Genomic DNA, 18,803 nt, shown 5'->3' with positions numbered 1-18,803 from the left:
ATAAAATTAAGTAGGCGGTATTAATAATTTAATCTTAAAAGTAAAATTGTACGAGAGTTGATATTATTTGATAATTTATCTTTAAAAGAACTATAAATTATATCTCATATAGAAACTAAAAAAATTAAAACAAACGCAGCAGAAGAAAAACTGAGTAATGATCTGAAGATTAAAAAATTTTACTTAAGAGTATCTAAAAGTAGATCAAAGAATGGTCGCTTTTTTAATTATTTAAAAGTTCTTAAACTATATAACTGAATAAAAAATAATTTTTAAAAATATTTAAGCTTCTTATTTTTCAATAAGTAACATCTAACCTGTAAACCCTTACAGGTGTAATAAAGGACACTTGTGCATAAAATATAATGTGAATTTATATTTTAAAGAAAAAGTATATTCATTTTTATTAAAACCCCCAACTAGAAATTAATTTCTGAATCAGCAGGTTTTAAGGGTTAATTATAATTAATCGGAGTAAGTTATGGCTGTAATGTGTACGGATAATATCATTGCAACTTTGGAATCCCACGCGAACCTAAATGGGGGTAAGACTGCTTTTGAGTATTTGGGACGCCAATCTGGTGGGATTCAATCTCTAACGTATGCAGATCTGAATAAGCGAGTTCAACACCAAGCTCAGATATTAATGAACCTTGTAGACAGTGGTGATCGTGCAGTCTTGCTGTTCGAACCGGGGCTAGACTTTATCGTATCGTTCTTTGCTTGTCTGAAAGCTAAAATTATCGCAGTACCAGTTAGCCTGCCGTTTAATCGCAATGGTTTTTCTAATATTTTGAATATTATGAATGACTGTGAGCCAAAAATCGTGCTCACAACAAAAAAGATTCTTGAGTTATCCGGCCTAATTACATTAAAAGCTCAAAATGAAAGTTTAATACTACATGCTGTTGATACGGAATTTCAGCGAGACTTGGTGGAAAAGGATTTTCCTTATATTGATGCAGATGATGTTTGTTTCCTTCAATACACTTCAGGATCGACCGGTTGGCCTAAAGGTGTAATTGTTACCCACAAAAATATTATGGCAAATGAAGCCATGATTACGGAAGCTTTTTGTACACAACCTGATGATATCGGCCTTACATGGTTGCCTGTTTATCATGATATGGGATTGATCGGCTCGGTTTTGCAGAGCGTGTATGTGGGGCTAACTTGTTATGTAATGTCACCTCTGGACTTCATACGTAAGCCGCTTAAATGGCTACAATTTATTAGTGAAAAAGGCGTCACGATCAGTGGTGGTCCAAACTTTGCGTATGAGTTGTGCTTGCATCGTATTTCAGATGAAGACGCAGCAACGCTTGATCTGAGCCGCGTACGTGTACTATTTAACGGTGCGGAACCAATCAAAGCGCATGTTATGCAGCGTTTCATGGAGAAGTTCAATACTCAGTCCAAACTGAAACTAGATACTTTCTTGCCATGCTATGGCTTGGCGGAAGTGACGCTCTTAGTCAGTGGTGTGACTGGCCCTCTCAATGCAATTTCTCTTGATCGTGATAAGTTGAATGCCCACTTGGTACAAACCAGTCAGGATCAGACCGCGGTGCAAGTGGTGAGCTGCGGCAAGATCTCGGCGCACATTGATTGCCGCATAGTTAATCCGCATACCCATAAAGAAGTAGCAGCTCATGAAGTTGGTGAAATCTGGCTAGCAGGAGAGAGTGTCACAGCAGGCTACTGGCAGAAGCCTGAGATCAATCAGGAAACCTTTGAAGCAACGATCCTTGATGAAGCAGGTCAGCGAAGTAAAGAATATTACTTAAGAACGGGTGATATGGGCTTTATCAAAGATGGAGACCTGTATGTAACTGGCCGTCTTAAGGATGTAATTATTATCCGTGGCAAAAACTATTACCCACAAGATATCGAATGCTCTGTTGAAATGGCACATCCTGCTGTTCGTAAAGGCTGTGTTGCAGCAGTAAATTTTGCTGATTCTGAGGGTGTTACGGTTGTACTTGAGATCAAGAAGAAGTCATTAAACAAGACTCTTAATTTTGAAAACATCAGGACTCAGGTTAAAGAACAAGTGGCAGCTGATATTGGCTTGCCTGTAGAAGGGGTCTATTTATTGCATCAAGGCCGAATAAATAAAACGACTAGCGGCAAAATTAGAAGAAGAAAAATTAAAGAACAGATCGAGCGAGGTCAGCTGGTCTGTTTGACCCATCCAAACCGTAGAACGGTGATTGCTCGAAATTATATCAAGAACGGCTTAGACGTCATCCGTGATCGTGAGCAGCGGGGGCAGTTGATTCGTTATAGCTCCAATCTACTCAACTCAATGATCAAGGAACGTGAAGTGCGCACGCTGATTTTTAATCGTCTGAAAAGTGCTTTGTTTTAACCCTTACCCTTTAATCATTTGAGTGAAAATTCATGTCACTTACTTCCAATTTGCGGCAGTTTCAATCTGCTGCTCGTCTGGAGCAAATTTTAGGCTCCGTACATGATACCAACAATGATTTTTCTTGGTCCGCTGCCATCGAGCGTGATGAAAAGGAACAGTATCCTCAGCGTGCTGTTGATTTTCTGAATGCGGTGGGCATGAACCGTTTCTATGTACCTTCAGAACTTGGGGGGCGCATGGAAATTGGTGAAGAGTTGTTATATCTGCATCGTGTGTTAGCACGACGTGATCTAACCATCAATTCGACCTATAGTACGAATGCTTGGTCTGTGATCGTATGGATCGGTGGGAATGCGAATCAATGTCAAAACATCGCTAACCGAATTTTAAGTGGTGCTGCGCCAGCACTAGCTTATAGTGAAAAAGCACATGGTGCAGATCTGTTATCTAGTGAAGTGACTGCACAATCTGGTGAAAGCAAGTATGTCTTAAATGGTGAAAAATGGTCGATCAATCGCGCCACTTTAGGTGACTCTTTAAGTCTGATTGCTAAAACATCGAATGATCGTGGACCGCGTAGTTTGAGTGCATTCTGGCTCGATAAGCGTCAAATGGCTTCGAAAGGAACGTATAGCCTGAACCGTCTGCCAACAGTGGGTATGCGTGGTCTAGATATTAGCGGTATTGGTTTTAATAATGCTGAAATTCACAAAGACGCTCTAATCGGTGAAGAAGGCCAGGGCTTGGAGCTTGGTCTCAAGACGCTACAGGTAACACGTGCATATTGCAGTAGTTTCTCGCTCGGAGCGGGTGACACGATGCTACGTATCGCGACCGAATTTGCTATTGAGCGCGAGTTATATAACAAAAAAGTGATAAACATTCCGCTAGTGCGTGAGCAACTCGCCACCGCCTATGCTTATCTTTTAGCGGCTGAGGTGTTATCACTCGTTGGTGCGCGTGGATTACATGTTTGTATCAATCAATTCAGTACATGGTCACCAATCGTCAAGGTCGTAGTACCTGAGTATGTAGAGTCGCTTGCCAAGATCACTTCTTCAGTGCTTGGCTCACGTTTTTTCTTAAGAAATGCATATGCTGATGGAATGTACCAAAAAGCATTCAGAGACCATCTGATTGTTAGTGTATTTGATGGTAGCAGTACCGTCTGTCTAGACAGCCTGAGTTTTCAGCTCAAGTCTGCCAATAAAGGTCGTAGTAAAAAAGCCGATCAACTCAACCAAGTCGAAGCTAAAGCACGCTATCGCCAGTTGTATGACTTGCAGGTAGAGACAGGGGCTATTGATTTTCGTGAGCTTGAGATTTTTAACCGAGATGGTGACTTGGTAATGGAGTCGCTCGGGACAATCATCGAAATGCTCAACAATACCGATGTCACAGCAGAATTGTCTGCCCAAACGCTTTCTACACTACGTGAGCGAGCAAACCAGTTGCTTGTTGAACAGCGCTCATTGGATCAAAAAATTCAGGATTACTTTTCAAACTCTGAGCAAAGCAACGAATTTGAAACGCTGCGCTTTAGCCTTGCCCGTGGCTACGCCGAGCTGTTTGCCCGCATTGCTGTGCTGGGTTTCTGGGTTTTTAACCGTCATGGTTTAAGGCCTGCTTTGCAGGATGGTGCATGGCTGATCATTTTCTTAAATACCGCTGAAGGAGAGACATCTCCTCCTATGGCATCAGTACGTGAAAGCACATTGGCAGATTTGCTAGACCGAATTTCAACTAACCATATGTTATCTGTTATCGATTTTGCATTGGCACCGCGCGATGCCAAACCAGTTAAAGAGGAGATTACCCCATGAATAAGGATAAAGCTTACTGGAGCGCGATCATTCGTACACTAGTAGCCAAAGAAATGCGTGTAGAGCCTGAGACGATTGATCCAGAGCAAAAATTTACCAGTTATGGTCTTGATTCGATCGTTGCTTTGTCTGTCTCTGGGGATTTAGAAGATCTGACAAAACTGGAACTTGAGCCGACATTACTATGGGATTACCCAACAATTAATACATTGGCCGAATATCTTGTTTCTGAGTTGCAACAGGGAGTTGCTTCATGAATAACATTGCACACCTAGAGCCAAAAATTCTGTCACGTCACGCGATTTCTGCAGAGCAGCTTGGTATTTGGTATATCCAACGTTTTGAGCCAACTTGCAGTGCCTACAATATGGTGGTGGCCTTTGATGTAAAGGTCAATCAACCATTAGGCAACAAACCGATGGAAATTTTGGAAGCGGTGATGGATGATTACCCGCTATTGCGTGTAAGCATGCCTACCAATGAACAGGGGATTGAGCAACTTATCTGGGATCGCGTGTATCCTAATATTATTTTCACTGATGCTCGACATGTTGAAGCTTCTGATTTGACGCAATTGGTTGAACAAGATACCAAGCAACCATTTGATCTGACTCAACCACCATTGTGGCGTATTCATTGTTATGAACGTGGTCAGAGTCATTATGTGGTTGCAGTTGTGATTCATCATGCCTTAATGGATTTCTGGTCAATTGGTCTGTTGCTGCGTGATGTCTGCAAGCGCTTTGGACTAATTACAGAGTCAAATGCAGTAGACGGAATCGAGTTCGCACAGTATGCGGATAAGCAGAAGAACAATGCGACCGACGATGCTGATGAAAGCCTACTTTTCTGGAAAAATGCGTTACAGCACGCACCACATGTGCATAGTATTCCGCTTGATTACCCACGTCCGGCTGTGCAGCAACATAAAGGTAGCTCGGTGATTTTCCGTGTGCCTGAGTCAGTATCATCTGGGCTTGTGAGCTTGGCGAAAGATTATGAGATCACTTTGTTTGGTCTTGTACTATCTGGCTTTTATATCCTACTGAACAAACTATCAAATGAAAATAATCTAGTTATTGCCACAGCAGTAGCAGGTAGACTTGAGCGTTCTTTGCGTAATGCACTTGGGCAGTTTGTCAATACAATTGCTCTTCATGTAGACATTGATGCTGATCAGAGCTTACGCCAATTTACGCAACAGGTCCAAGAACAATTAAAACAAAGCCTAAAACATCAAAAAGTTGCCTTTTCTAGAGTAGTTGAGGCTGTCTCACCAAAGCGCGATGGCAGTATTAACCCATTGGCTCAGGTGGGAATGTTCTGGGAACGTCTAGGCGGCATGGATGAGTTTAAGGAACTACTCTTACCAATCCAGAATCCAGCTACATTAGTTGGTCAAGACCTGACTTTAGGAAGCTTTCCAGTTCGCCAGCAAGAAGGTCAATTAGACATTATGCTGGAAATGGGGGGTGAATATCAGGGTGAACTGGTTGGTGTACTGAAATACAATTCCGAAATATTCTCTGCAGAGTCTGCCGAGAATATGGTGCAACTGCTGCAAATCATACTATCGGAGATGGTGACCCATCCTGAGAGTAAGCTCATTGAGTTAGATATTGCTCCTAGTTATGCGAATAACATCCAGCTAGGCTATCTACATGGTCAGGTTACGGACTATTCTAAGCATGATTTATTGGCAATGATTCTGAAGCAGATTGACGAGCGTGGTGACAACTATGCTACGACCTGCAGAGATCATGCTGTCAGCTATCATGAGTTAGGTCAGCATATCGCTGGTATCGCTGAATATTTGCGTGCACACAATATTACCAATGGTGATCGTGTAGGTCTGATGTTAGACCGTACTACGCTATTGCCTGCTGCAATCCTCGGAATTTGGGCGGCAGGAGCAGCATATGTACCATTAGATCCTAGTTTCCCAAGAGAACGTCTGCATAACATCGTAGAAGACGCTGAACCTAAAGTCATCTTGACTCAAGCTGAGTTAATGGATGCTCTTAATGTTTCTGTGCCTCATTTAGATATTAATCAAGCTGGTGTTGTACCCCTTGAGCAAGTGCGTGAGACACTTGCCTTTGGTGATACCGCTTATGTGATGTACACCTCAGGTTCGACAGGGAAGCCTAAAGGCGTGCGTATTGGGCATCCTTCAATGGCTAATTTCTTGCTGTCTGTGAATGATAGGCTGCAAGCAACGCCAGATATGCAGTTATTGGCGATTACAACTTATGCCTTTGATATTTCGGTTGTTGAGCTATTGATTCCGTTGATGTATGGCGGTGTGGTGCATGTGTGCCCACGTGAGGTATCGCTAGATGGTAACTTGCTGGTGGACTATATGCAGGCGAAGTCGATCAATATTATGCAGGCAACACCAGCCTCTTGGAAAATGCTTTTAGATAGCGACTGGAACGGTATTCCGGGTATGACTGCAATTAGCGGAGGCGAGGCACTCGATCCTGTACTTGCAGAAAAACTTTTGGGCAAAGTAAGTTGTCTCTGGAATATCTATGGCCCGACCGAAACTACGGTATGGTCGAGTGCAGCTCACATCACCGATGCAAAATTGATTGATTTAGGCCAGCCAATGGCGAACACCCAGCTCTATGTTCTTGATGAACAACAGCGGTTGGTCCCACGCGGTGTTATGGGAGAGCTCTGGATTGGAGGTGATGGTCTAGCAATTGATTACTGGCAACGACCTGATTTGACAGATGCACAATTCAGAACCTTACCATCTCTACCAAATGCTGGTCGACTTTATCGTACTGGAGATAAAGTCTGTTTGCGTATGGATGGGCGTTTGACCCATCACGGACGTCTGGACTTCCAAGTCAAGATCCGTGGATTCCGTATTGAACTGGGTGAAATTGAGAATGTTCTCAAACAGATCGATGGTATTACAGATGCCGTAGTATTGGTTAAGACCACTGCCGACAACGATCAGAAACTGGTGGCCTATGTGACAGGGTCTGAGATTGATATGGCAGGTTTGAAAAAGACCCTGCAAATCCATCTCCCAGCTTATATGGTGCCAAGTACGTTTATCCGTTTGGATGAATTTCCAATGACGGGTAGTAACAAAATAGATCGTAAGGCGTTCCCTGAGCCAGTGTTTGAGCAGAGCAATGATTATGTTGCACCACGAGATTCGATCGAAATCGAGCTATGTACGACCTTTGAGCAGATTTTGTCAGTTAAGCGAGTGGGTATACATGATGATTTCTTTGAGTTAGGCGGGCATTCATTACTTGCGGTGAAGCTTGTCAATCATCTCAAGAAGGTATTTGGTACCGAATTATCAGTTGCCTTACTAGCACAGTACTCCACTGTAGAAAGTTTAGGCGAGATCATCCGTGAAAATAAAGAAATCAAACCTTCCATCGTAATCGAGTTACGTCGTGGAACCTATGAACAACCGTTGTGGCTGTTCCATCCGATTGGTGGTAGTACTTTCTGTTATATGGAGCTTTCGCGTCATCTCAATCCGAATCGTACTTTACGTGCTATTCAGTCTCCAGGATTGATTGAAGCAGATGCCGCTGAAGTAGCCATTGAAGAAATGGCGACACTCTATATTGCTGAAATGCAAAAGATGCAGCCTCAGGGACCCTATTTCCTCGGTGGATGGTGCTTTGGTGGTGCGATTGCATACGAGATCAGTCGTCAGTTGCGTCAAATGGGGCAGCAGGTCACAGGGATTGTCATGATCGATACTCGTGCTCCAATTCCAGAAAATGTACCTGAAGATGCTGATGATGCCATGCTCTTGTCTTGGTTTGCTCGTGATTTAGCTGTCCCATATGGGAAAAAGCTGACGATCCCAGCGCAATACTTGCGCGAATTAAGTTCAGATCACATGTTTGATCATGTGCTTAAAGAAGCTAAAGCTATCAATGTTATACCTTTGGATGCTAATCCATCAGATTTTCGACTTTACTTTGACACTTATTTGGCGAATGGCGTCGCACTCCAGACCTATTTCCCAGAACCTGAAGATTTTCCGATCCTCTTGGTCAAGGCTAAAGATGAGATGGAAGATTTCGGGGAAAGCCTCGGTTGGGATCAACTGATCAAAGATACGCTTACACAAGTGGATCTGCCTGGTGACCATTCATCGATTATGTTCGCTGAGAATGTGGCGGCTGTGGCCCAGACAATTGATCAGATGTATCCAGTTCCTGCATAAAAAATATAAGAAGGTAGAACCACTATGGTGACCATAGAACATGCTTTCCTCATACCAGGCGATATTGATAAGGTCTTTAAATATCTTGCCAACCCGGGTCATGATGCAAGCTGGCAATTGTCATGTAAGCATTCTGAGCTACTAGATAATACTCCGCGTGTGGGCAGTAGGTATGAAATCGGTTTGACCTTTGCTGGTCGTGAGTTGGCCTTTAAAGGTGAAATTACACATCTGGTACCCAACGAATTATATGCCTTTCAAGTGCTAGAAGGACCTTTTCTTTATACGGGTACTTACCACTTTAAACCGCATCCAGAAGGTACATGGATTGAGTGGCTTTTTGTGGCGGAACCAGGCGGCTTTTTTGGTGTCTTTCCCGATGCACTGCTAAAAAAGATGGTTCTTGCCCAGTTCAAGAAAGATCTTATTAATCTCCAAGCACTGGCCAAAAAGGGTGGAACCTATGAGGCAGTGAGTCAGCAAGCACAGGAGATCGAAGAACCGTCGCAAGAGATCGAGAAGCTATCGCAGGAGATCGAGAAGCCATCACAAGAGATTGAAGAGCCAGCACAAGAGGCCGATAAAAAATCACACGAGATCGAAACACCACTTCAAAAGACTCATCCAGTGATGGAAAAATATACGCGTTGGATTCTCAGCCATCGCCGTATTGTGCTGACCGTAGTCATGCTCTTAACGATTGTCTTGGCATATCTCGCATCGGGCGTAAAAATTATTATTGATCCGGGCGCACTTGCACCTAATGGGCATCCTTATATCACCTCGACCAAACTGATCGAAAAGAAATTCGGTTCCAAGTATATGGTCGTGATCGGCATTACACCGAAACAAGGTGATATTTATCAGCCGCAAGTATTAGAAAAAGTTAAACATATTACCGAAGAAGTTGACAATGCACCTGGCGTAGTTCGTTCTACGATGATGAGTCTGGCTGCACGCCAAGCCAAAGGGATCATGGCTAATTCGGAAGGGTTTGATGCCAAGAAATTATTGCCAACCAGTTCTGTAACTCAGGACGATATCGATCATTTGAAAAAAATGTTGGCAATGAACCCGACCTATATGAATTCAGTCGTATCTAAAGATCAAAGAACTGCTGCAATTTTGCTTGAGCTTGAGGAAAGCCCGGAAGGCTTCCAGAAGATGATGGCTCCAATCAACAAAATTGTAGAGAGCGAACAATCTAAAGATATGACCATCAGTGTTGGTGGCAATCCCGTCTATCTCGATAAAGCTGAAGATTATTCTAAGCGTATCAATATCTTGTTCCCAATTGCTGTGTTGGTGATAGGTTTATTGCACTTTGAAGCATTTCGCAGTAAGCAGGGGTTGATCTTGCCACTCGTTACAGCTTTGCTGTCTGTGGCATGGGGTATGGGTATGATGGGCCTATTTAAACAGCCGATGGATATTTTTAACTCGCCTACACCAATTTTGATTTTGGCCATCGCAGCAGGTCATGCCGTACAGTTGTTAAAGCGGTACTACGAAGACTTTGACCGTTTGCTTGCTCAAGGGATGGAGCCTAAAGCTGCCAATAGTGAAGCTGTTGTTCAATCTCTGGTCCGTGTTGGTCCTGTTATGATATTGGCTGGCGGAATTGCAGCGGCTGGGTTCTTCTCCCTGTTAACTTTCAATATTCCGACTATTCGTTCATTCGGTATTTTTACTGGGATCGGGATCATTAGTACACTCGTGATTGAGATGACTTTTATTCCGGCACTGCGCTCGATGTTGCCACCACCTTCTGCTACGAAGGTCAAACGTAAAGGTCTACCGATATGGGATTGGATTCCAAACCGTATTGGTGATGCTATTTTGTCAGTTCGTCCGCGAATGATGTTAATGACTGCGATTGCGGTAGTAGGTGTCTTACTTGCTATCGGCACCAGCCGTATTGTAGTAGATAACGATAGTCGAAATTTCTTCTCGCGTGACCTGCCAATGCAGAAAGACGACAGATTTTTGAATCAGTCTCTTGGTGGAACAAATAGCCTTTACATTATGGTCGATACTAAAGTTCGTGATGGTATCGAAAACCCTGAAATTCTCAAAGCAATTGATAATACAGAAAAGTTCGCGAATTCAATTCCAGAGGTCGGTAAAACAATCTCTATTGTGGACTATATCAAACGGATGAATCAGGCCATGAATGCCGATCAGCCACAGGCATTTCAGGTTCCTGCAACCAAAGATGTTGTCGCTCAGTATTTACTGTTGTATTCAATGTCTGGTGAGCCGACGGATTTTGATTCCTACATTGATACCACTCAGCGATATGCCAAGATTACGATTCTGATGAAAACAGGTAGTAATCATCGCATTACAGAAATCCTTGAATCTCTAAAAACTTATATGGCAGGTCAATTCGGTGATAAAGCTGTAGTAAGTTTTGGTGGTGACGTGACTCAGACTATTGCTTTAACTGAAACAATGGTCCACGGCAAACTCATGAATATTCTACAAATTTCATTTGCCGTCTTCTTTATATCAGCTTTGGTCTTCCGCTCACTTTCAGCTGGGCTGATCGTTCTGACACCCCTTTTATTCTCAATTCTTGCGATCTTTGGGGTAATGGGTTGGCTCAATATTCCCCTCAATATTCCAAATTCTCTCATCTCGGCTATGGCTGTTGGTATCGGTGCGGATTACGCCATCTACTTCCTCTATCGCTTGCGTGAAATCTTGCGTGAAGAAGGCGGAGATATCAAAGATGCTGTTCGTAAAACCTTAAGTACAGCTGGTAAGGCTTCTCTTTTCGTCGCGACTGCGGTTGCTGGTGGTTATGGTGTACTGTCCTTATCACAGGGCTTCCACGTACATCAATGGCTAGCGCTATTTATTGTGATTGCGATGCTTTTCAGTGTATTTGCAACCTTAATTATGGTACCTACAATGATTTTGATGCTAAAACCACGTTTTATCTTTTCTTCAAATAAGAAGAGCATTCCTGTTGCACAAACTGTCGTGACAAGCCTTTTGTTGGGTACGGCACTTACTTTTTCACTACCTAAAACATCACATGCAGATGAGGCTCAAGACATTGTTAATCGTAGTGATGATGCCTCTAAGTTCTTGTCTTCAACTGCTAGCGCCAAATTTATTCTGACGTCTAAAAATGGTGAGCAACGTGTACGTATGACTAAAAATATGACTAAGCTTGCTGGAAATACTCAGAACAATATGCGTTTGACTGAGTTCATCTCGCCAGCGGATGTCCAAGGCACTACGACACTGTTGATTGAAAATGCAAAAGGCAGTGATAGCATGTTTGTCTATTTGCCTGCATTGAAAAAAGTACGTCGACTAGCATCAGCGAATAAGGGCGATGCTTTTATTGGTACCGATTTTAGTTATGGTGATGTACTTGGCTATAAGCTCAGTGACTGGAAGTACACGAAACTGGCAGATGGCAAATTTAATGGTAAAGATTGCTACATGATTGAAGCAACGCCAATCAATAATACGGTGAAGAGTGACTTTGGTTATAGCAAACGTCGCATGTGCATACTCAAAGACAACTTTGTTACAGCAACCATCGACATTTGGGATACCGCAGGTAAGCCGTTAAAGCACATTGAGTTCACCGATATCCGTCCTTACGGCAAAGTGAAACCAAGATGGCAGGCTATGAAATCTATGGCGAAAAACTTGCAAACTCAACATATGACGCAAGTGATCGTCAATGATTTTGTCGCAGAAAAAACTTTATCCGATAAGCTTTTCTCACCGCAGAGCCTTGAAAAATGACGCAAGGTGCCTATTGGGTATTTGCATGCTGTAGTAGCTTTATGCTACTGCAACATGCTTATGCAGATGACAGCGAAATTAGTTTTGTAAGCCAGAACTCGGTCAGACTCGATGTGTGGTCATCAGATCGTGATTTAAGTTCGTTAAAAAATATTGGGCAAGCAAGTTTCTGGTCCAATGGTACGCTTAAGTTTAACCCAGCGTTTAAGATCCATTACGATATAAATATTGGAGACGAAACGGACCATACTGTAAATCCGGATCAGGTGAGTAAGGTGAATCGCAACTTACGTGAGTTGTATGCATCTTATAACTGGGATCAAACGTTTTATTTCGACTTTGGTCGCCAGATTGTGGTCTGGGGGAGAGCTGATGGGATTAACCCAACGGATAATCTCTCGCCTCGTGACTATACGCGTCTAGTGCCAGATGAGACAGATCAACGTCTTGGAAATGACGCACTCAAATTGACGTATATTCCTGAATCTGGAACTAATAAATGGACGGCATTATGGTATCCGCGTAGCCGTTCAGATGTGATTCCATTGCGTCAGATTGCTGGTGTTCAGTATGACATAGACCGTAAGAGCCGTCCTGCGTTTGCAGTGCGTTGGGATTATTCCGTAGATGGTCTAGATGTAGGTGCATCGTATTTTTCAGGTTTAGATCACATGCCTGATCTGTCATTGCAGTCGTTATCTTCAACAGGAGCAACGTTACAATTGAAAAATAATCCTATGTCTGTCTATGGGATTGATTTCAGTTATAACCGTAACGATATCGTGTGGCGTGGTGAAGCTGCATATACAAAGACTGACTCGGATGGCAGCGAAGATCTTACGCATAAGAAAAATAATTTAACCGTGGTCATGGGACCCGAATGGTCATTAAAAAATACTACGCTAAGCTTAATGGGTGTGTACAAACATACAGAGGACGTAAGGTCTGCCGATAGCTTGACAGATCCATTATTGAGAGAAGTTTACCGTTATCAGCAAACAATTAGTGATCAATATCAGCAAAATCAGTATGGAGCTATGCTGCGCTATGCACTTAACCTGCTGAATGACAATTTAAAGTTAGAAGTAACAGGGTTCTATTTTTCGCCCAAACCGAATGAGTTACTAAGAGTACGTATTAATTACAACCTCAATGATCACTGGCAGCTGAATGCAGGTGGCGATCGCTTCTGGGGCAGAAATGATACTGTGTTTGGACAATTTAGAGATAACAGTCTGGTACATGCCCAGATTCGATATAATTTTTAAGATAATCCGCTTCAAGTAATACTGGAGCTCGCAATCCCTAATAAGGTGATTTATGGATAATTTAAATAAAGCAAAAAAAGATAATTTTTCACGGAAAACTATATTAGTAACAGGTGCAGCTGGTTTTATTGGAAGCAGATTAGTTGTTGAACTTTTACGTCAAGGTCATCAAGTAATCGCTGCACTGCGTAATACTCCAACCAAGAAAGAAAAACTATTAGATTTCATTGCAAAAGAAGGGCTGATTGATCCCTCTATTTCTTTTGTTGAATATGATTTAAGCCGTGATTTTAAGCTGGACTCTCTATTAGCGGATACTCAAACGAAGATCCATGTTATTTATCATTTGGCTGCATCATTTAGTTGGGGAATTAGTAAAGCTGATGCTCAACTTACCAATGTAAAATCAGGCCTTGCCTTGATTGAGTGGGCGGCAACATTAAAACAGCTTGAGCGATTCATCTGGATTGGTGGATACCGCATGGTTTCTCCACCGAAAGGTTCACCTGATGATTTATATCGTAAATACGGCGGTTATGAGGCTTCGAAACTTTTAGGTCATCAGGCTTTCATTGAGGCTTGTAAGCGTTTAAATGTGCCATGGACTGCAATACATCCTGCTACAGTTATTGATGGTTTCTATCGTTATGGCGATATGCAATATATTGGTATTGCCGAAATGATTGGTAAGTTATATCAGGGACGACTGATGGCACTGCCTGGTGGCCGTGACACATTCTTACCACTTTGTAATATGCAATATATTGTAAGCTTCCTAATCCGCACCATGTTTTATCCTGAAACCATTGCTCAGGAGTATATGCTGCTCGATCCTGCGACGCCGAAATTTCATCACCTGATCCATCTGGCTGCCGAGTATTTAGGAGTGAGTACACCACATTTGCAACTCCCTAAAATTCTACTCGAGAAATTACCTGAAGTATTGCTTGATAGCTCCAAAGAGCAACTTGCTTTTATTTCTAATGAAAACTATCAAGTCGCTGAAACAGAGATGATGGCAACGAAGATGGGGATTGCTGATCTAATCAATACTACTCCTTATTTCTCTCACTGGATTGATCGTCTGGTACTCACACGTTTTGGTCATATGCAAGTAGCTACACCGAGTCGTTTCAGCTATCAGAGTCGATATTGGACAGAAACCTATATTAAACAGTCGCTTAGTTCAGAAAAAGCTTCTGTATTATTTTTACATGGAATCCCATTTGATAGTGCATGCTGGTCTCCAATCATCAATAGAATTACATATGATCAGGTCGCTATGATGGACCTACCGGGACTTGGGCGTTCTGGTAGTTATGAGATAATGGAAGATAACAGCCATCAATTTATTGATGTTGCTTCAAAGCTTTTAGCACCAAATAGTGTTGTGATTGCTCACTCGTTAGGGTGTCTTTTCGCATTGAATCTTGCAAAGAAATATCCAGATAAAGTTGCTCGCCTTATCCTGATATCACCTTATTTTGTTCAGGCGCGGGCTGCTAAAATATTCCAAATACAGGCCATCTCTAATTTAATTTTCCGCTTTGTGCCGAAAGATATCATTGCTAAAGATCTACATCCAGATGGACAAAAAAATCCGTCAGTGGACTATGCGATGGATTCATTATGCCGTGTACCAGTATCTAAGCATATTAGCGAGTATATGCATCTCGTTAATTTGCCACAGCAACGAGCCGCTCAAACTACTCTGCTCAATGAGCTTCGATCTAAAGTCGAGATTATTATTGGAGAGAAAAATCCAATCGTTACTCCAATAAGTCCTGATATTCCTGTACATATCATCGCTGGTGCAGGTCATAATCCACACATTACCCATGTAGAAGCGGTTTATGACTACCTCACACCAGTTCTAACAAAGTATATCAGTACCACAGCACAACTTAGTGATGTCTGATATATCCCAAGTGCAGGTTTATATTTGCCCAGTTTCACGGGTACCAGATAACCATCTCATATTGAGTCATTATCTCAGCTTTCTCAATGCCGCAGAAAAGTTGAGATATGATCAATATCTTCCTCAGGCAGCGCGTCTTTTCTTAATTTCTCGTGTCTTAACGAAGTCTGTTCTAGCAGATAAGCTGGGTATTTCAGCCCATCAAGTCAATATTCAATTACAACCGAACGGCAAACCTTTTGTACAAGGTAGTAAGACGATTTATTTTAATCTTAGTCATTCAGCGGACGTTATTGTCCTTGCTGTGACTGAAGAAGGGGAAATCGGTGTTGATGTTGAACGAGTGAATCGAGAGTTCCAATGGAAGCGGGTTGATAGCGTTTTAGACCTACATGAAATAGAGTGGATTCAGGAAAATGAACCGATTGACCCATTCAGCGTATATCAGCGGTTTTTTCAAATATGGACCTTGAAAGAAGCCTATATTAAATGTACTGGTCAAGGAATGAGTAGCCATTTAAAGAAGCTTAATTTCCATGTCTTTTCTGAATATATAAAGTTTTTTGATGCAACCAAGGATACTCAAAAAACAGAACTTTATCATTTTCAAAGCTATATTTATGATTGCAATTTTATCTTTTCCATATGTTTACAGCAGAGCCACCATATAGAACGCTTTAATATGGACTGTTTCCAATTATTGCCGTGTATATCTATGCATCCAATGAAGCCGACACCTTGTAGATATAACTAAATTAAATGGATATAACTGGCAATTTAAAAAGGTGAATCGGGTAGAAGCTAGAAAGTCTTTCGTTGGACTTGAACCGGTTTCTTCTCAGTAAGTTATGCTGTGAATTGATAAAGTAAAAAATAAGGATCGATAAAAAGAAAAAAGCCCCAATCTTTTGACTAGGGCTTTTTAAATTTGGAGCGGGAAACGAGACTCGAACTCGCGACCCCAACCTTGGCAAGGTTATGCTCTACCAACTGAGCTATTCCCGCATATATGAGCAGTTTTTACTAAAACTTTCTCAAAAAAAACCAATTTGGAGCGGGAAACGAGACTCGAACTCGCGACCCCAACCTTGGCAAGGTTATGCTCTACCAACTGAGCTATTCCCGCGTGCCGCTTATAATACATTAAGCAAAACAAGGGTCAACAACTTTATGCAAATAATTATGCTGATTGCATAAAATAAAAACAGAAATGAGTATTTAGAGCCGTTTTTATTGATAAGTTGCCGAATAAATAGACATTTTGTTTGAAGTCAAAGCGTACAAGAGTAACTTTTGTTTGTGTGTAGACAGGGTATACTAGGTCTAAATATACGAATAATCGTAAAAGGAAAAGCTATGAGCCTTGAACAACAGTTGATTGAACGGTTACAAACCCTTGCACCCAGCCATTTAGAAGTCATTAATGAGTCTGCTGGTCACGGTGGATATTTTCCAGGTAAAGAATCACATTTTAAAGTGATTGTGGTGAGTGAAGAGTTTAACGGCTTGCGTTTGGTTCAACGTCATCAAAAAGTTTATGCCTTGGCTTCTGATTTAATGAATCCGGGACAAATCCATGCTTTAGCAATTCACGCTTATTTACCAAGTGAGTGGCAAGGTCAAGCGCCAGCGAGTCCAGAATGTGCACATGCACCTAAGAGCTAAGGGCTTAGTTTATGGACGCACATTTACTCACTAAAATTATTCATATGACTGCGGTAGCAGCCGCACTTATGGTTTTTGTATTACGCGCTTCTACACTGTTTATTGGTGTACAAGGTCAACAACCTAACCCAGCAGGGCGTAAAGCGTTAGTTGCTTTACAGCATCTATCTTTTACAGTGGTTTTTATTACTGGTGCAATTTTACTGGTAATGAAGAACTTTCAGGTCCAGCCGTGGTTTTACGCTAAAATTATCTTATTTTTAGTGCTCTTATCATCATTAATGAAAGCCTTTAAAAAGGATAACACTATTTTATTAGCCCAGCGCCGTGCGGGTTTGGTTATTAGTGCAATCGCATTTGTTGCCATTATTATTTTGGTCATCGTGAAACCGGTTTTTGCTTAATTGTTCTACATTCTTTGCCTTTTTGCTTAAGCTCTAGGTTAAACTGCATACAGTAAAAAAATATGTAGAGGGAAACATGTTAACTCGTGTGGTGTTTAACCAAAAAGGCGGTGTAGGGAAATCAAGTATTACTGTAAATTTGGCTGCAATTAGTGCCAAACATGGCTTAAGGACCTTGGTGATCGACCTTGATCCTCAAGCCAACTCTAGCCAATACCTTTTAGGTGAAGAGGCAACATACGCTGCTGATAAAGCAGTTTTAGAACCAAATATTGAAAACTTCTTTGAAGATGTGCTGGGGAATAATCAACAAAAAGGTCTAATTGGTAATGCTATAGGCTCAATTTTAAAAGCCCCTCGTAATAAAGATCTCGACAGTTTTGTACACTCAACATCTTTTGCAAAACTAGATGTGCTTCCAGCTAGCCCTACGCTCGGTGCTCTTGAACATGCACTTGAAAGCAAACATAAAATTTATAAATTACGTGATTCAATTCAAAGCTTAATTGGACGATATGACCGCATTTATATTGATACACCACCAGCTTTTAACTTTTTCACCTTGTCTGCTTTAATTGCTGCAGATAAAGTTCTGATTCCTTTCGACTGTGATGTATTTTCAAAGCGTGCGTTACAAACATTGATTGAAAATGTTCTCGAAACGCAAGATGATCATAATGACCGCTTGGAAATTGAGGGAATTGTGGTGAATCAGTTCCAGTCCCAAGCAAAACTACCGCGGGAAGTGGTTCAACAGTTAAAAGATGAAGGTTTACCTGTACTTAATAGCATGTTACCACCATCAATTTTAATGAAAGAATCACATCAGAAAAATTTACCTTTGGCTCACTTGGCGCCAGAACACAAATTGACTCAATCTTATGAGGCATTGTTCAGCGAAATTGAACCAAAACGATAAGAGAAAAATGATGAAAGGCTTATATCTTGTGCCTTTGGCAGCAGCCACTTTACTATTGGGCGCTTGTGCCACGACGGTAAAACCGACTTATGTCTCTCCGACACAGTATCAATCTTTGAGTTGCCAACAACTGCAAAGTGAATATAACCGTATTCAACAATATATCGACAATGGTGTACAGACTCCAAAAAGTACAGGTATGGGTGTTGGCGTTGGACTTGGTGGCGGCTGGGGACGAGGCGGTTGGGGATTCGGTCCATCCATCTCTGTCAACATGGGGCAATCTTCTTCAACCAAGAACACTGAACTTTCACGTGTAATGGGTCAACAAGAGGCAATTGTTCAGGCTGCTCAGTTTAAGAATTGTCCAATTATTATTCGTAAAAAGGCGAAATAATAGTCAATTTTGAATCACAATATGCTAATCAAAGCATATTGTGATGAATAA

General features: G+C 41.8%; 12 protein-coding genes and 2 tRNA genes. 12 read left to right on the top strand and 2 right to left on the bottom strand.

Features of this window, described 5'->3' with window-relative positions; all coding sequences use genetic code 11:
- Window positions 1–481: 481 nt before the first annotated feature.
- The 8 genes from MKL35_RS01810 to MKL35_RS01775 are packed head-to-tail and all read left to right on the top strand — an operon-like array spanning window position 482 to window position 16,121.
- Window positions 482–2,371: a fatty acyl-AMP ligase gene (locus MKL35_RS01810; RefSeq protein ID WP_106479632.1), complete on the top strand. Its 1,890-nt coding sequence runs from the start codon at window positions 482–484 to the stop codon at window positions 2,369–2,371.
- Between the two features lie 50 nt (window positions 2,372–2,421).
- A complete protein-coding gene (locus MKL35_RS01805) occupies window positions 2,422–4,197 on the top strand; it encodes an acyl-CoA dehydrogenase (RefSeq protein WP_106479640.1) in 1,776 nt (591 codons plus the stop codon).
- The gene (locus MKL35_RS01800; RefSeq protein ID WP_002054205.1) at window positions 4,194–4,454 is read left to right on the top strand and encodes an acyl carrier protein; all 261 of its coding nucleotides are present in this window, start codon (window positions 4,194–4,196) and stop codon (window positions 4,452–4,454) included. The genes MKL35_RS01805 and MKL35_RS01800 overlap by 4 nt, the downstream gene beginning before the upstream one ends.
- Window positions 4,451–8,410, top strand: coding sequence for a non-ribosomal peptide synthetase (locus MKL35_RS01795; protein ID WP_119689282.1), 3,960 nt, complete (start codon window positions 4,451–4,453; stop codon window positions 8,408–8,410). Before MKL35_RS01800 ends, MKL35_RS01795 begins: the two co-directional genes overlap by 4 nt.
- 24 nt (window positions 8,411–8,434) lie before the next feature.
- Window positions 8,435–12,181: an outer membrane lipoprotein-sorting protein gene (locus MKL35_RS01790; protein ID WP_106466235.1), complete on the top strand. Its 3,747-nt coding sequence runs from the start codon at window positions 8,435–8,437 to the stop codon at window positions 12,179–12,181.
- Complete coding sequence (locus tag MKL35_RS01785) at window positions 12,178–13,449, top strand: porin (RefSeq protein WP_106479634.1); 1,272 nt, start codon at window positions 12,178–12,180, stop codon at window positions 13,447–13,449. The genes MKL35_RS01790 and MKL35_RS01785 overlap by 4 nt, the downstream gene beginning before the upstream one ends.
- Before the next feature lie 52 nt (window positions 13,450–13,501).
- On the top strand, window positions 13,502–15,367 hold the full coding sequence (locus tag MKL35_RS01780; protein WP_270912676.1) for an alpha/beta fold hydrolase: 1,866 nt from the start codon (window positions 13,502–13,504) through the stop codon (window positions 15,365–15,367).
- The gene (locus MKL35_RS01775; RefSeq protein ID WP_146134252.1) at window positions 15,360–16,121 is read left to right on the top strand and encodes a 4'-phosphopantetheinyl transferase family protein; all 762 of its coding nucleotides are present in this window, start codon (window positions 15,360–15,362) and stop codon (window positions 16,119–16,121) included. The genes MKL35_RS01780 and MKL35_RS01775 overlap by 8 nt, the downstream gene beginning before the upstream one ends.
- 175 nt (window positions 16,122–16,296) lie before the next feature.
- On the opposite strand, the gene MKL35_RS01770 is transcribed toward MKL35_RS01775, so the two are convergent.
- Window positions 16,297–16,372, bottom strand: a tRNA-Gly gene (locus tag MKL35_RS01770).
- A 45-nt stretch (window positions 16,373–16,417) separates the two neighbouring features.
- Window positions 16,418–16,493, bottom strand: a tRNA-Gly gene (locus MKL35_RS01765).
- Window positions 16,494–16,723: 230 nt separating this feature from the next.
- Between MKL35_RS01765 and MKL35_RS01760 the strand changes: the two genes are divergently transcribed.
- The 4 genes from MKL35_RS01760 to MKL35_RS01745 all read left to right on the top strand — a co-directional run bounded on the left by MKL35_RS01760 (window position 16,724) and on the right by MKL35_RS01745 (window position 18,752).
- Complete coding sequence (locus MKL35_RS01760) at window positions 16,724–17,032, top strand: BolA family protein (protein WP_000051228.1); 309 nt, start codon at window positions 16,724–16,726, stop codon at window positions 17,030–17,032.
- Window positions 17,033–17,043: 11 nt separating this feature from the next.
- Entirely contained in the window at window positions 17,044–17,436 is a 393-nt protein-coding gene (locus MKL35_RS01755; protein ID WP_032012123.1) for a SirB2 family protein, read from the top strand.
- Window positions 17,437–17,512: 76 nt separating this feature from the next.
- Complete coding sequence (locus tag MKL35_RS01750; RefSeq protein ID WP_002054248.1) at window positions 17,513–18,355, top strand: ParA family protein; 843 nt, start codon at window positions 17,513–17,515, stop codon at window positions 18,353–18,355.
- Between the two features lie 10 nt (window positions 18,356–18,365).
- Window positions 18,366–18,752 carry a hypothetical protein gene (locus tag MKL35_RS01745; RefSeq protein WP_002054173.1) on the top strand — a complete coding sequence of 129 codons (387 nt, stop codon included), beginning with the start codon at window positions 18,366–18,368 and terminating at the stop codon, window positions 18,750–18,752.
- Window positions 18,753–18,803 lie beyond the last annotated feature (51 nt).

It is taken from the genome of Acinetobacter sp. AOR41_HL (genome assembly GCF_027854645.1).
GTDB classification, from domain to species: Bacteria; Pseudomonadota; Gammaproteobacteria; order Pseudomonadales; family Moraxellaceae; genus Acinetobacter; species Acinetobacter nosocomialis.
This window is presented reverse-complemented; position numbering and strand designations above follow the sequence as displayed.

What these genes read in the sequence shown, in the direction of transcription:
- MKL35_RS01810 (WP_106479632.1), top strand. Translation starts at nt 482, where the DNA reads ATGGCTGTAATGTGTACGGATAATATCATTGCAACTTTGGAATCCCAC.
- MKL35_RS01800 (WP_002054205.1), top strand. Translation starts at nt 4,194, where the DNA reads ATGAATAAGGATAAAGCTTACTGGAGCGCGATCATTCGTACACTAGTA.
- MKL35_RS01795 (WP_119689282.1), top strand. Translation starts at nt 4,451, where the DNA reads ATGAATAACATTGCACACCTAGAGCCAAAAATTCTGTCACGTCACGCG.
- MKL35_RS01790 (WP_106466235.1), top strand. Translation starts at nt 8,435, where the DNA reads ATGGTGACCATAGAACATGCTTTCCTCATACCAGGCGATATTGATAAG.
- MKL35_RS01785 (WP_106479634.1), top strand. Translation starts at nt 12,178, where the DNA reads ATGACGCAAGGTGCCTATTGGGTATTTGCATGCTGTAGTAGCTTTATG.
- MKL35_RS01780 (WP_270912676.1), top strand. Translation starts at nt 13,502, where the DNA reads ATGGATAATTTAAATAAAGCAAAAAAAGATAATTTTTCACGGAAAACT.
- MKL35_RS01775 (WP_146134252.1), top strand. Translation starts at nt 15,360, where the DNA reads ATGTCTGATATATCCCAAGTGCAGGTTTATATTTGCCCAGTTTCACGG.
- MKL35_RS01760 (WP_000051228.1), top strand. Translation starts at nt 16,724, where the DNA reads ATGAGCCTTGAACAACAGTTGATTGAACGGTTACAAACCCTTGCACCC.
- MKL35_RS01755 (WP_032012123.1), top strand. Translation starts at nt 17,044, where the DNA reads ATGGACGCACATTTACTCACTAAAATTATTCATATGACTGCGGTAGCA.
- MKL35_RS01750 (WP_002054248.1), top strand. Translation starts at nt 17,513, where the DNA reads ATGTTAACTCGTGTGGTGTTTAACCAAAAAGGCGGTGTAGGGAAATCA.
- MKL35_RS01745 (WP_002054173.1), top strand. Translation starts at nt 18,366, where the DNA reads ATGAAAGGCTTATATCTTGTGCCTTTGGCAGCAGCCACTTTACTATTG.